We start from the raw sequence: 14545 nt of genomic DNA on the forward strand, positions 1-14545 counted from the left end.
CCAACGCGCTTATCTGGGCCCCAGCCTGCGCAGGGGTGACGGAGGTAGCGAATGTCTGATTTCCTCCTTGAACTGCGCAGCGAAGAAATCCCCGCCCGCATGCAGGCCGGCGCGCGCGCCGAACTCGAAAAGCTCTTCCGCCGCGAACTGGACGCCGCCGGTGTCCAGACGGGCGAGGTCACCGTATGGTCGACCCCGCGCCGGCTTGCGCTCATCGCGCGCGAGCTTCCGCTGGCGACCGAGGCCGTCAGCGAAGAACTGAAAGGTCCGCCCCTTGGCGCGCCCGATCAGGCGATCGACGGTTTCTGCCGTAAGGCCGGGGTCGACAAGGGCGATCTCGAAATTCGCGAGGTCAAGGGCCGCGAAACCTATTTCGCGGTGAAGAACGTACCCGGCCGCGCGACAGCGGACCTGTTCGCCGAAGCGGTTCCTGCGATCGTCCGCGACTTCTCATGGCCCAAGTCGATGCGCTGGGGCGATGCCTCGATCAGCACCGAATCCTTACGCTGGGTGCGCCCGCTGTCGGGCATCGTCGCGCTGCTGGGCGACGAAGTGGTCGACTGCGAAGTGCACGGCGTCACCAGCGGTGCGGTCACGCTGGGCCACCGCTTCCACCACTCGGGCGACATCACGATCGGCAATGCCGACGACTACGCGATGAAGCTGCGCGCGGGGCATGTCATCGTCGACCATGAAGAACGGCAGGACCTGATCCGCTCGGGCGCCGCCAAGGTCGCCAGCGAAGCCGGTCTCAAGCTGGTCGAGGACGAAGGTCTGGTGGTCGAGAACGCAGGCCTGACCGAATGGCCCGTCCCGCTGCTCGGCCGGTTCGAGGAGGATTTCCTCGAGGTTCCGCCCGAGACGATCCAGCTCACCGCACGCGTCAACCAGAAGTATTTCGTTTGCGAAGACGCGCAGGGAGAACTCGCCAACGCCTTCATCTGCACCGCCAATATCGAGGCGGAGGATGGTGGCGCGCGCGTGGTCGACGGCAACCGCAAGGTCCTCGCCGCGCGCCTGTCCGACGCGCGCTTCTTCTGGGACGTCGACCGCAAGAAGACGCTCGCCGAACACGCCAAGGGGCTGGAGCGGATCACCTTCCATGAGAAGCTGGGCACGGTGGCCGACAAGGTCGAGCGCGTGGCCAAGCTCGCGCGCTGGCTGGTCGAAGAGGGTATCGTCATGCCCCACATCCGTCATTCCCGCGAAGGCGGGAATCCAGATAACGGCAGTGGTGCGGACAGCTCAGGTCAGCTGGACCCCCGCCTGCGCGGGGGTGACGTCTTGAGCCGGGAAGAACTCGCCGACATGGCCGAACAGGCGGCGCGGCTCGCCAAGGCCGATCTCGTCACCGAAATGGTCGGCGAGTTTCCCGAACTGCAGGGCCTGATGGGCGGCTATTACGCTCGCGCCGAGGGCCTGGCCGATGCCGTCGCCGACGCGATCCGCGATCACTACAAGCCGGTGGGGCAGGGCGATGACGTGCCCAACGCGCCGGTTACGATAGCGGTGAGTTTGGCAGATAAGATGGATACGATAGCCGGTTTCTTCATGCGGTTGATGAAGCCTACTGGCTCGAAAGATCCCTTCGGTCTTCGGCGCGCCGCACTGGGAATTCTGGCGATCGTTACTGACAATCAGTTGAGAGGTGCGCTCATCGAATGGTTGGGTAAAGCGCGTCAAAATTACCAAGATCAGGGTATCAACGACCATCCCGGCACCGGAGATGGAGAGAGTGTTCGAGATTCAATCAAAGCAGCGATCTCGATTCTAGATGGCCGATACGTTAGCGACGTCCGAGATTTTATCGCGGATCGCCTCAAGGTACAGCAACGCGAAGCAGGCGTCCGCCACGACCTGATCGATGCGGTCTTTGCGCTCGGCGGCGAGGATGACCTTGTCCGCCTGCTTGCCCGTGTCCACGCACTCCAGTCCTTCATGGACACTGAAGACGGCGCCAACCTCCTGGCGGGCTACAAGCGCGCCGCCAATATCCTCAAGAAGGAAGACTGGCACGGCGCCGAGGGCGAGATCGCGCGGACGGGCGAGGAAGACCCGCTCGCGCTGGTCGACGATCCCGATATGAAAGCGGTCATCGCGGCCAAGATGGAGCAGCGTCACGCGAAAGAGCTTTCCTACGCGCCCGAGCCTGCCGAAAAGGCGCTGATGGACGCATTGGCGAAATCGGAACCGGCTGCGGCGCGGGCCATTGAAGACGAAGACTTCGCGGGCGCGATGGCGGCGCTGGCCAGCCTGCGCGCGCCGATCGATCGCTTCTTCGAAGAAGTGACGGTAAACGCCGATGAAGAAAACAAGCGAGCACACCGGCTCGACCTGCTTGCAGCGTTCCGTGCTGCAGTGCACAAAGTAGCCGACTTCTCTCGTATCGAGGGTTGAACTTTTCGATCTCAGGACCGTGTTCCATGTGGTCCACGGCTCAGACAACCAGAGGTTAGTATGAACGACACGGTCTTCACCTTCGGCGGAAACGCGCCGCATACGAATGCAAGGCAGAAGGACAAGACCGTGACCGGCGGCAAGGGCGCCAACCTCGCCGAAATGGCGAGCATCGGCCTGCCGGTCCCCCCGGGCTTCACCATCGCAACCGAGGAATGCCTCAGCTACCTTGCCGGCGGCAGCGACTTCAACGCCAAGCTGCGCAATGATGTCGCCGCTGCGTTGAACCATGTCGAGAAGACGGTGGGCAAGGGCTTCGGCGATGCCGCCGACCCGCTGCTGGTCTCGGTCCGCTCTGGCGCCGCGGTGTCGATGCCCGGCATGATGGATACCGTGCTCAACCTCGGCCTCAATGACGATACGGTCGCGGGGCTGGCGAACACTTCGGGCGATGAACGCTTCGCCTGGGACAGCTACCGTCGCTTCATCCAGATGTATGGCGATGTCGTGCTCGGCGTCGATCACGGGCTGTTCGAGGAAGCGCTCGAAATCGCCAAGGAAGACCAGGGCTATTACGCCGATACCGAGCTGAGCGCCGAAGAATGGAAGGTGCTGGTCGCCGAATACAAGGCGATCGTCGAGCGCGAGCTGGGCTCGCCGTTCCCGCAGGACCCGGTCGAGCAGCTGTGGGGTGCGATCAGCGCTGTGTTCGACAGCTGGGATACCGAGCGCGCCAAGATCTACCGCCGCCTCAACGACATTCCGCATGACATGGGCACCGCGGTCAATGTGCAGGCGATGGTGTTCGGTAATATGGGCGATACCAGCGCCACCGGCGTCGCCTTTACCCGCGATCCCTCGACCGGCGAAAAGGCCTATTACGGCGAATGGCTGGTCAATGCGCAGGGCGAGGATGTGGTCGCGGGCATCCGTACGCCGCAATACCTCACCAAGGCACGGCGCGAGCTGGCCGGGGCGGACAAGCCGAGCATGGAAGAAGCCATGCCCGAAGCCTTCGCCGAACTGGCACGCGTGTTCGACCTGCTCGAAAACCACTATGCCGATATGCAGGATATCGAGTTCACAGTGCAGCAAGGCACGCTGTGGCTGCTGCAGACTCGCAACGGCAAGCGCACTGCCAAGGCGGCGCTCAAGATGGCGGTCGACATGGTCGGCGAAGGGCTGATCGACGAGCGGACCGCGATCCTGCGCGTCGATCCGATGGCGCTCGACCAGCTGCTCCACCCCACGCTCGATCCCGAAGCGCCGCGCGACGTGCTGACCACGGGCCTGCCTGCCTCGCCGGGTGCCGCCAGCGGCAAGATCGTGCTCGATGCCGATACCGCCGAACTGTGGGCCGGACGCGGCGAGAAGGTCGTGCTGGTGCGCGTCGAGACGAGTCCCGAGGACATTCACGGCATGCACGCCGCCACCGGCATCCTCACCGCGCGCGGCGGGATGACCAGCCACGCCGCGGTGGTTGCGCGCGGCATGGGACGCCCCTGCGTCTCGGGCGCATCGCAGGTGTCGATCGCGCGCGAGGGCCGCACGCTGACCATCGGTGACCGCGAGCTCAAGGAAGGCGATGTCATCACCATCGACGGCGCCAATGGACAGGTCATGGCCGGCCAGGTTGCGACGATCGAGCCCGAGCTGGCGGGCGATTTCGGCGTTCTGATGGAATGGGCCGACAAGCACCGCCGCATGCGCGTGCGCACCAATGCCGAGACCGAGACCGAATGCCGCATGGCGCGCCAATTCGGTGCCGAGGGCATCGGGCTGTGCCGGACCGAGCACATGTTCTTCGACGCCAGCCGCATCAGCGCGGTGCGCGAAATGATCCTCGCCGATAGCGAGGCCGGCCGCCGCGCCGCGCTCGACAAACTGCTGCCCGAACAGCGCAGCGACTTCGTGACCATCTTCCAAGTCATGGCGGGGCTGCCGTGCACGATCCGCCTGCTCGACCCGCCGCTCCACGAATTCCTGCCGCATGGCGATGCCGAGTTCGAAGACCTCGCGCGCGCTACCGGCGTCGATATCGAAAAGCTGCGCCGCCGCGCCGGTGAATTGCATGAATTCAACCCCATGCTGGGTCATCGCGGTTGCCGCCTGGGGATCACCTATCCCGAAATCTACGAAATGCAGGCGCGCGCCATCTTCGAGGCCGCATGCCAGGTCGCCGCGGACAGCGGCGAAGCGCCGGTGCCCGAGATCATGATCCCGCTGGTCGCCACCCGCCGTGAGCTTGAACTCCTCAAGGACGTGGTCGACCGCGTGGCGCAGGAAGTCTTTACGGCGACCGGGACCACGCTGGAATACCTCGTCGGCACGATGATCGAACTGCCGCGCGCTGCGCTGATGGCGGGCGAGATCGCCGAGGTCGGTGAATTCTTCAGCTTCGGCACCAATGACCTGACGCAGACCACGCTGGGCGTGAGCCGGGACGATGCGGGCCGCTTCCTGACCACTTATGTGGACAAGGGCATTTTCGCGCGCGATCCCTTCGTCAGCCTCGATATCGACGGGGTCGGCCAGCTGGTCGAACTCGCTGCCGAACGCGGCCGTGCGACGCGCGACGGGCTCAAGCTGGGCATCTGCGGCGAACACGGCGGCGACCCGGCCAGCATCGCCTTCTGCGAGAAGACCGGGCTCGATTATGTCAGCGCCTCGCCCTACCGCGTGCCGATCGCGCGTCTGGCAGCGGCACAGGCGAGCCTGCGTTAGTCAGTCTTTCCAGCCCGTCAGGGTCAGGATCTCGAAGCTTTCGAGCACACGACCCTTGTCGTTGGCTGCCTTGCGGAAAGCCTGTTCGGCTCGTTCCAGCGCGGCCTTGCCCAGCGGGGGCGAGGCGCTCGCCAACGTTCCGCCAAGGCCCTGGTCGCGAAGATCGGATACCAGGCGTTTGAGCGTGCCGAAGGAAACGGTCAGCGAGCGGCTGTCGACCACCTGCCGCTTGAACAGCGCGCGTTGCAGCAGCGCCGAAGCGGCCTGGTTGTCGACCAGCGGATGCATCCGCGCCGCCGGCCGGTCGGGCTCCGCGGCGAGCATGGCGCGGCGCAGATGCGGCAGGCTGCCCGCACCAACGATGCTGGCGATGAGCATGCCATCCTCGCCCAGCGCATTGCGCAGATGGAGCAGCGCGCCCGGCAGGTCGTTGACCCGGTCGAGCGAGGCCAGGCTGACGATGAGATCGTAGGGCGCACCAGTGACGGGTTGCTCCTCGTCGAGCGTGGCGACATCGAGCTCCTCGACCTCGGACCCCGCACCGCGCAGCGATAGGGCCAGCGTGCCGGTCCAGTCGCCGATCACCAGCACGCGTTTGGGCGCGAGACGGATGAATTCAAGCCGGTCGAGCACGTCCTCGACCATGTCGTCGAGGATATAGCGGGCCGCATCGCGGTGGGCCTGCCGCACCCGGGCGCGGCGCAGACCGGCAATGCGGCGCTGGCGGGAAAAGATGCGGGGCGGTGCCTGGCTAGCCATCGCGCATCGCCCTGCCGCGCTTGCCAGCCTCGCGCAAGCGGCGCAGCATGCGAAGATGTCGACAAGCCGCCTCCTTGCCGAAAGCTTCGCCCCGATGCTGGATTTCATCTATCCGCCGCGCTGTCCGGCCTGCGGGGGCGGGGTGGGCGAACAGGGCGGTCTGTGCAGCGCCTGCTGGAGCGATCTCGTCATCCCCTCCGAGCCCTGCTGTGTCGCCTGCCAACGGCCTTTTGGCGACCACGGCCCAGAGGAGGGGGCGATCTGCGCGCCATGTCTCGCCGATCCTCCCGCGCATGACGGGATCGCGGCGGGGACGCTCTATACCGATACCTCGCGCAAGCTGGTGCTGGCCTTCAAGCACGGTCGCCGCATCGCGCTGGCGCCGCTGCTGGCAAAGCTGATCGCGGCGCGGCTCCCCGTTGCCGATCGCGGAGGGGTGATCGTGCCGGTGCCGCTGCATCGGAGCCGCCTGTGGCAGCGCGGGTATAACCAGGCGGCGCTGCTCGGGCGGCAATTGCAGAAGATGGGTCACGGCACGATGTGCGTCGATGCGCTGATGCGAACCAAGCCAACGCCCGCGCTGGGCGGTCTCGGCAAGCGCGCACGGGCCCGTACGCTGCAAGGCGCGATCGCATTGCGCAGCAGCCGGAAAGCCAGGATCGAAGATACCGATGTCATACTGATCGACGATGTGCTCACCAGTGGCGCGACCAGCACGGCTTGCGTCAAGGCGCTGAAGCGGGGCGGGGCAACGAGCGTCACCATTGCCTGCTTCTCGCGTGTGCTCGACGAGGCACTTTCCCACTAGGCAACAAACGAAACGCCCGGGACCTTGCGATCCCGGGCGCCACGTGACGAATATAACCGGACCTGCCTTGCGGCGCGGGTGCAGCCCCCCAGCATGCACCTTGGGTCCATCCCTCATCGTTACCGGATGCGCCGCGTAAACCCTCTATCGCGGCTGCGAATCCGTTTGACCCCCTGAACCTGGCGCTCTGTTGGCACCGCTGCTCCGGTGGGCAGGCCTCACTTTCGCCTGCGCGGCTGTTTGTTCCCGAAACTGCGCCATCATCAAACAGGCATTTGCAAGAATGTCGGATTTTGGGTCGACTTTGTGGTTATCGTGCAACAAAAGCGCCGCCAGAATGGAATTTGAAAGGTGTCGCAGTGGCTGATCAGACCGAGCGCGAGGCAGGAACGCGGTTCATGCCCAAGTTCGACGACAAGGGATTGTTGAGCGCGGTGGTGGTGGATCATGCCAGTCGCGCGGTGCTGATGGTGGGCTTCATGGATGCCGAAGCGCTGGCCGCCACGCGCGCCACGGGGCTCGCGCATTTCCATTCGCGGTCGCGCGGCCGGCTCTGGCAGAAGGGCGAAAGTTCGGGCCACGTCCTTGAGGTCGAGGATATCCTGGTCGATTGCGATCAGGACGCGCTCGTGCTGTCCTGCCGCCCCGCGGGTCCGACCTGTCACACGGGCGCCCGGAGCTGCTTTTACCGGCGACTCGACGGCGATGTTCTCCAACCCGTCAAGACTTGACGCTTACGTAAACGTGGGCGTATGGGTGGGCGCATGACACAGCCGCTGCCCAAGGACTTCCGTGCCGAGAATGGCGATCGCCGCCATGCCGGCGCCCATATCGAACGGCCGGACGAACTGGGCCGCGAACAATATTCGATCTCCGACCTCACCAGCGAATTCGGCTGCACCGCCCGCGCGCTACGGTTCTACGAGGACGAAGGGCTGATCGCGCCTTCGCGCATCGGTCTCACGCGGATTTATTCCAAGCGCGATCGCGCAAGGCTCGCATGGATCATGCGCGCCAAGAACGTGGGCTTTTCGCTCACCGAAATTCGCGAAATGATCGATCTTTACGATCTCGGTGACGGCCGCGTCGAACAGCGGCGCGTCACGGTCGAAAAATGCAAGACGCATGTCGCCAAGCTGAAGGAACAGCGTGACGATATCGACAGTTCGATCACCGAACTCACCGAATTCATCGAGCATATAGAAACGCTTGATGTCGATCTCGACTGATTTGCTTCCCCGGCGAGATAACCGACAGACCCCAGACCCAAGGACTTACTGATGCCCCGCTATTCCGCGCCTACCCGCGATACTCGCTTCATCATCAACGAGATGCTCGATCTTGCGAGCTACGGGGACCTGCCCGGTTTCGAAATGGCGAGCCCCGATGTCACCGATGCAGTCATCAACGAGGGCGGCAAGTTCTGCGCCGAAGTGCTCGCGCCGCTCAACCAGTCGGGCGATCAGGAAGGCTGCACTCGCCACGACGATGGTTCGGTGACCACGCCCAAGGGGTTCAAGGAGGCCTTCGACCAGTTCCGTGAAGCGGGCTGGGGCACGCTGTCGCAGCCGGAAGAATTCGGCGGGCAGGCCATGCCGCATGTCCTCGGCTTTGCATTCGAGGAATTTGTCTCGGGCGCGAACCAGGCATTCGGCATGTATCCCGGCCTGACCAATGGCGCGGTTTCGGCGCTGCTCGCCAAGGGCAGCCAGGAGCAGAAGGAGAAGTATCTTCCCAAGATGATCTCCAACGAATGGACCGGCACCATGAACCTGACCGAACCGCATTGCGGCACCGATCTGGGCATGATCCGGACCAAGGCCGAACCGCAGGGCGACGGCAGCTTCGCGATCACCGGGACCAAGATATTCATCTCCGCCGGCGAGCACGACATGGCGGACAATATCATCCACCTCGTGTTGGCCAAGACGCCGGGCGCGCCCGACAGCACCAAGGGTATCTCGCTGTTCGTCGTGCCCAAGTTCATCGTCAATGAAGACGGCACGCCGGGCGATCGCAATGGGGTCGCCTGCGGTTCGATCGAACACAAGATGGGCATTCACGGCAACGCGACCTGTGTGCTCAATTACGATGGTGCCAAGGGCTGGCTCGTCGGCGAGGAGAACAAGGGTCTCGCCGCGATGTTCATCATGATGAACGCCGCGCGCCTCGGGGTCGGTATCCAGGGCCTGTCGCAGGCCGAAGCCGCTTATCAGAACGCGGTGGCTTATGCGCTCGACCGCCGCCAGGGCCGCGCGCTGACCGGCCCGGCCGAGCCCGAGGAACAGGCCGACCCGATCTTCGTCCATCCCGACGTGCGCCGCATGCTGATGGACGCCAAGGCCTTTACCGAAGGCATGCGGGCCCTGTGCCTGTGGGGGGCGCTCCAGGTCGATCTGAGCCACAAGGCCGCGACCGAGGAAGAACGCGAACAGGCCGACATGCTGATTGGCCTGCTGACCCCGGTTATCAAGGGGTATGGCACCGACAAGGGCTATGAAGTCGCCACCAACATGCAGCAGGTCTTCGGCGGCCATGGCTATATCGAGGAATGGGGCATGAGCCAGTTCGTCCGCGACGCGCGTATCGCCCAAATCTACGAAGGCACCAACGGCGTGCAGGCGATGGATCTGTGCGGCCGCAAGCTGGCACAAAAGGGCGGCGCGGCGATCCAGGCCTTCTTCAAGGTGGTGGGCGACGATATCGGCGCCGCCAAGGGCGACGATGATCTTGGCCCGCTCGCCGAAGCGCTCGAAAAGGCGCTTGGCCAGCAGCAGGCGGCAACCATGTGGTTCATGAATAATGCCATGCAGAACCCCAACCACCTCGGCGCGGGCGCGCACCACTACATGCACATGATGGGCATCGTGACGCTGGGCTGGATGTGGCTGCGGATGGCCAAGGTCGCGCAGGCTGCGCTGGCTGCAGGCACCGAAGACAAGGCGTTCTACGAAGCCAAGCTCGCCACCGCGCGCTATTACATGGATCGTTACCTGCCCGATGCCGGCGCGCTGCGCCGCAAGCTCGAAGCGGGCAGCGACAGCACCATGGCGCTGGGCGAAGAGGCTTTCGCCACCGCCGCCTGATCGCTTTGCAGAAAACGAAGAGGCCCGGAACCGGGCGTCCGGGCCTTTTTGCTATCCGCCGAGCACCTCGTCGAAAAGGCTGTGCATCGCCGCCCAGCTCTGCCGGTCGGCACTCGCATCAGAGGCGGGATTAACCGCCCCGTTGGGCCGGTGCGCGGCAGTGAAGCCATGCTCGACCCCCGCATAGCTGTGGAAGTGCCAGTCAGCCTTCACCGCGTCCATTTCCTCCCAGAACGCGGTCACCTGGCTACGCGGCACAAGCGCGTCGGCATCGCCGTGGCAGACGAGGATACGCGGTGTCATCGGCTTATCGGCGGGCAGGGCGGTTTCAAGCAAACCATGAAAGCTGACGACTGCTGCGAGGTCTTGCCCGTCGCGCGCCATTTCCAGCACGGCCATCCCGCCGAGGCAAAAGCCGATGGCGAGATGCGGGAGGTCGGGCTCCAGCTTGCGCAGGAGGTCGAGCGTGGCGCGCAGCCGCTGGCGCATGGCTACCGGATCGCTGCGCAACCGGCGCATTGCAGCAAAGGAAGCATCACCGTCTGCGGGTGTCTCCGGCCCATAGAAGTCGCCGACGAGGACCGCGTAGCCGGCTTCGACGAGCTCTGCGGCCTTGGCCTCGACGACCGCCGTCGAGTTCATGAAGGTCGGATAGATCGCCACTGCGGCGCGGGGCTTGCCTGCGGGCCGCGCGTGGAGACCGGTCAGGGCGATCGCGCCATCACGATATCCAACCTGCTCCAGCGCCATCACTCGGGCAGGAAGTCGGGCACCGAAAGATACCGCTCGCCGGTATCGTAATTGAAGCCGAGCACGCGCGAATTCGCGGGCATGTCGGCCAGCTTCTGCTTGATCGCAGCGAGCGTGGCCCCGCTCGAAATTCCCACGAGCAAGCCTTCCTTGGCCGCGCATTGGCGCGCCATTTCCTTCGCGTCTTCGGGAGCGACCTGGATCGCACCATCGATTGCCTGCGTGTGCAGGTTCTGCGGCACGAAGCCCGCGCCGATGCCCTGGATCGGGTGCGGGCCGGGCTGGCCGCCGCTGATGACCGGCGAACCCTGCGGTTCGACTGCATAGGCCTTCATCGCGCTCCAGCTCTGCTTGAGCACTTCGGCGCAGCCGGTCAGGTGGCCGCCGGTGCCGACCCCGGTGATCAGTGCGTCGATCGGGCTATCGGCGAAATCGTCGAGGATTTCCTTGGCCGTCGTGCGCGCGTGGACCTTCCAGTTGCTTTCATTGTCGAACTGGCTGGGCATCCAGGCGCCCTCGGTCTGCTCGACCAGCTCCTGCGCGCGTTCGATCGCGCCGTTCATGCCCTTTTCCTTGGGCGTCAGGTCGAAGCTGGCGCCATAGGCGAGCATCAGCCGGCGGCGTTCGACGCTCATGCTTTCGGGCATGACCAACACCAGCTTGTAGCCCTTGACCGCGGCAGTCATCGCCAGGCCGATCCCGGTGTTGCCGCTGGTGGGTTCGACGATGGTGCCGCCGGGCTTGAGCTTGCCCGCTGCCTCCGCATCCTCGATCATCGCAAGCCCGATGCGGTCCTTGATCGAACCGCCCGGATTGGCGCGCTCGTTCTTCACCCAGACCTCATGATCGGGGAACAGGCGTGAGAGGCGGATGTGGGCGGTATCGCCGATCGTGGCGAGGACGGAGTCGGCTTTCATGGCATCTGCTCCTGCAATTTCTCTTCGGGGGGAGTGTCTAACAATTCGTCAGGCGGGTCAAAGGTCCGCGTTGTTCGCAGGACGGGAAAAATCCGCGCCCATACGGCAACGGTAACGATCGCGCCCGCCCCGCCGCCGACCACCGCCAGCGTGGGACCGACAAGGTAGGCGAGGCTGCCGGAGAAGAAATCGCCGAACTCGTTCGAGGCGCTAATCGTCAACAGGCTGACCGATGACACCCGTCCGCGCTTGTCGTCGGGCGTGTGCAGCTGGATCAGCGACTGGCGGATGTAGACGCTGAACATGTCCGCTGCCCCGATGATGAAAAGCATCGCCAGGCTGAGCGGCATCCAGCGCGAGAGGCCGAACACCATCGTGGCGATGCCGAAGATCGCCACTGCCCAGAGCATTTTGGGGCCGACATTGTTCTTGAGCGGGCGGAAGCTGAACCACAGCGCGGTAAGCGCGGCACCGACCGCGGGCGCCATGGCGAGTTGCGCCAGGCCGGTTTCGCCGACCTCGAGGATATCGCGGGCATAGACGGGGAACAGCGCGGTCGCCCCCGCCAGGAACACCGCGAACAGGTCGAGCGTGATCGCGCCAAGCACCATCTTGTTGCGCACGACGTAGCGCAGCCCCTCGACCATCTGGTGAATGGGGCGCTTGTTGGCCGCGCGCGGGGGCTGCGGTACCTTGCCGATGAAAGACAGCGTGACCAACGATGCGGCGAACAGACCGCAGGCTACGAAATAGGGCAGCGCAGGCAGGATCGCATAGGTATAGCCGCCGATCGCGGGCCCTACGATCATGCCCACCTGCCAGGCGATGCTGGATAGGGCGATGGCGTTCGGCAGGATCGCCTTGGGCACGAGATTGGGCGCGAGTGCTGATAGTGCCGGGCCGTTGAACGACCGGACTACACCCAGCACGATTGCGACCCCGAACAGCGCGGACAGCGTCAGGCTTCCGCTCGAGGTGAGCCAGGCCAGTGCGCCCGCACAGCCAAGCTGTGCAATTACCGTCAGCCGCGCCAGGTTGCGCCGGTCGAAATGGTCCGCGGCCCAGCCCGAGAAGGGCGTCAGCAGGAACAGCGGCACGAATTGCATCAGCCCGATCAGCGCCAACTGGCCCGATGCGGCGGCGATCCCCAGCCCGCTGTCGCGCGCGATGTTATAGGTCTGCCAACCGATAATCAGCATCATCGCATATTGCGCCAGCGTCATCGACAGGCGGCTGAACCAATAGGCGCGGAAATTCGCTATCCGGAGCGGCGAACTGTCGGGGGAGGGTGCGGCTATTTCACTCACCCCCGGACGCATGGCAGGCCCGCCTTCGGTTGTGAAGACGGGCCTGCTTGTTGTTATAATAGAAGCTGTTGCGGCTTAGCGCAGCTTGCGCAGCCGCGGGTTGGGCTGCAGCGTATCGATCATGGCAAGAAAGTCGTCGACGCGGATGATGCGTTCGAACTGGAAACCCGCGCGGTTGTCGCGGGTCCAGATGCAATAGGCTTCGATCCGGCCGATAACCGGCAGGCGCACGATTACGCGTTCGCCGCGGCCGATGCCATCGCCATTGTCGACCATGAAGCCGTTGGCAGAGATATTCGCGATATGCAGCCGCACGTCGCCCTTGCCGAAATGCTCGGCAATAACGGGATGATCGACAGGGTGGCGGGTCATGCGCCGCTGATCGGTGACGCTCAGTTGTGCTCCGGCAGACATGCTGGCGATCCCTTTGCGGTTGGGGTTGGGGGGGGTGGGGGTATCGGACATCAAAGCTTCTTATGGCGGCAAAAGCCTGCCAATTGGTAAACCGGCCCGGTGCTTTGACGGTAAAAAAGGGCGCTTCGTCGCTGGTTAACAGCGAATGACCGCGTGCTTCTTCTTGCCCAGGCTGAGCTTGGCTTCGGCGCCCGCCGCAACGCTCACCAGAAAGCCCGGATCGGTGACCGTTTCGCCATCGAGCTTGACCGCACCTTCGGCCAGTTTGCGCTTGGCTTCGCCGTTGGAAGCGGTGAATCCGAGTGCCGTCAGCACGGCCCCGATGCGCATGCCATCGGCACCCACCTCAAGCGTCGGAAGGTCCGCTCCGGCACCCCCGCCGGCGAAGGTTTCCGCAGCCGTCTGCGCAGCCAGGTTGGCCGCCTCTTCACCCCGAACGAGTGTGGTTACCTGATTGGCAAGAACTGTCTTCGCCTGGTTGATGTCGGACCCGCCGAGCGCTTCGAGCCGGGCGATCTCATCCAGCGGCAGATCGGTGAATAGCCGCAGGAACCGCCCGACATCGCGATCATCGACATTGCGCCAGTACTGCCAGAAATCGTAATTCGGCAGCTGCGCCTCGTTGAGCCATACCGCGCCCGCCGCGGTCTTGCCCATCTTGCCGCCATCGGCGGTCGTCAGCAGCGGCGTCGTCAGGCCGAACAGTTCGCTGCCGTCCATCCGGCGGCCCAGCTCCATCCCATTGACGATATTGCCCCACTGGTCGCTGCCACCCATCTGCAGCCGCACGCCCATTTCCTGCGCCAGATGGCGGAAGTCGTAGCCCTGCAGGATCATGTAGTTGAATTCGAGGAAGGTCATCGGCTGCTCGCGTTCGAGCCGCAAGCGCACCGAGTCGAAGGTCAGCATCCGGTTGACGGTGAAATGCGTGCCGACCTTCTGCAGCATCTCGATATAGCCAAGCCCGCTCAGCCAGTCGTGATTGTTGACCATCACCGCATCGGTGGGCCCGTCGCCAAAAACGAGCAGGCGTTCGAACACCGTCCGGATCCCGGCGATATTCTCGTCGATCGCCGCATCGGTCAGCATCTTGCGGCTTTCGTCGCGCCCGGTGGGGTCGCCGATCCGCGTCGTCCCGCCGCCCATCAGGACGATCGGCTTGTGCCCCGCCTGCTGCAACCGCCGCAGCATCATGATCTGTACGAGGCTGCCGATGTGGAGCGAAGGCGCGGTGGCGTCGAAGCCGATATAGCCCGGCACGATCTGCTTCGCGGCAAGCGCATCGAGACCCTCGGCGTCGGTGACCTGGTGGATGTAGCCGCGCTCGTCGAGCACGCGCAGAAGATCGGAGGTGTAGTTGCTCATGACGAAGCGCGCGCTAGC

Annotated in this window: 12 protein-coding genes; 6 read left to right on the forward strand and 6 right to left on the reverse strand. The window is 64.5% G+C overall.

The features are described 5' to 3' along the window. The first annotated feature begins 51 nt into the window (after positions 1-51). Positions 52-2397 carry a glycine--tRNA ligase subunit beta gene (gene glyS / locus N6L26_RS04215; protein ID WP_263606787.1) on the forward strand — a complete coding sequence of 782 codons (2346 nt, stop codon included), beginning with the start codon at positions 52-54 and terminating at the stop codon, positions 2395-2397. 60 nt (positions 2398-2457) lie between these two features. Continuing rightward, positions 2458-5121: a pyruvate, phosphate dikinase gene (gene ppdK, locus N6L26_RS04220; protein WP_263606788.1), complete on the forward strand. Its 2664-nt coding sequence runs from the start codon at positions 2458-2460 to the stop codon at positions 5119-5121. Here the strand turns inward: ppdK and N6L26_RS04225 are convergent, their stop codons facing one another. Then, entirely contained in the window at positions 5122-5880 is a 759-nt protein-coding gene (locus N6L26_RS04225; protein WP_263606789.1) for a class I SAM-dependent methyltransferase, read from the reverse strand. It abuts the gene before it with no gap. On the opposite strand from N6L26_RS04225, the gene N6L26_RS04230 reads away from it, so the two are divergent. The 4 genes from N6L26_RS04230 to N6L26_RS04245 all read left to right on the forward strand — a co-directional run bounded on the left by N6L26_RS04230 (position 5855) and on the right by N6L26_RS04245 (position 9774). After that, a complete protein-coding gene (locus N6L26_RS04230; RefSeq protein WP_318173619.1) occupies positions 5855-6688 on the forward strand; it encodes a ComF family protein in 834 nt (277 codons plus the stop codon). The two genes, N6L26_RS04225 and N6L26_RS04230, sit on opposite strands and share 26 nt — an antisense overlap. Before the next feature lie 398 nt (positions 6689-7086). Continuing rightward, positions 7087-7419 (forward strand): phosphoribosyl-AMP cyclohydrolase, encoded by a 333-nt coding sequence (hisI, locus tag N6L26_RS04235; protein ID WP_412071350.1) that lies wholly within the window; start codon positions 7087-7089, stop codon positions 7417-7419. 33 nt (positions 7420-7452) lie between these two features. Continuing rightward, positions 7453-7917, forward strand: coding sequence for a MerR family transcriptional regulator (locus N6L26_RS04240; protein ID WP_263606791.1), 465 nt, complete (start codon positions 7453-7455; stop codon positions 7915-7917). A gap of 51 nt (positions 7918-7968) precedes the next feature. Then, complete coding sequence (locus N6L26_RS04245; protein WP_263606792.1) at positions 7969-9774, forward strand: acyl-CoA dehydrogenase C-terminal domain-containing protein; 1806 nt, start codon at positions 7969-7971, stop codon at positions 9772-9774. A 51-nt stretch (positions 9775-9825) separates the two neighbouring features. Here the strand turns inward: N6L26_RS04245 and N6L26_RS04250 are convergent, their stop codons facing one another. The 5 genes from N6L26_RS04250 to tyrS form a co-directional block, all read right to left on the reverse strand. Further along, positions 9826-10524 carry a dienelactone hydrolase family protein gene (locus tag N6L26_RS04250; RefSeq protein ID WP_263606793.1) on the reverse strand — a complete coding sequence of 233 codons (699 nt, stop codon included), beginning with the start codon at positions 10522-10524 and terminating at the stop codon, positions 9826-9828. Further along, positions 10524-11441, reverse strand: a complete 918-nt coding sequence (gene cysK / locus N6L26_RS04255; protein WP_263606794.1) for a cysteine synthase A — start codon at positions 11439-11441, stop codon at positions 10524-10526. Before cysK ends, N6L26_RS04250 begins: the two co-directional genes overlap by 1 nt. Beyond that, positions 11438-12739: an MFS transporter gene (locus tag N6L26_RS04260; RefSeq protein WP_263607251.1), complete on the reverse strand. Its 1302-nt coding sequence runs from the start codon at positions 12737-12739 to the stop codon at positions 11438-11440. Before N6L26_RS04260 ends, cysK begins: the two co-directional genes overlap by 4 nt. A gap of 84 nt (positions 12740-12823) precedes the next feature. Continuing rightward, positions 12824-13162 (reverse strand): PilZ domain-containing protein, encoded by a 339-nt coding sequence (locus N6L26_RS04265; protein ID WP_253522889.1) that lies wholly within the window; start codon positions 13160-13162, stop codon positions 12824-12826. Between the two features lie 135 nt (positions 13163-13297). After that, entirely contained in the window at positions 13298-14527 is a 1230-nt protein-coding gene (gene tyrS, locus N6L26_RS04270) for a tyrosine--tRNA ligase (RefSeq protein ID WP_263606795.1), read from the reverse strand. Positions 14528-14545 lie beyond the last annotated feature (18 nt).

The organism is Qipengyuania sp. SS22, from assembly GCF_025736935.1.
Classification (GTDB): Bacteria; Pseudomonadota; Alphaproteobacteria; order Sphingomonadales; family Sphingomonadaceae; genus Qipengyuania.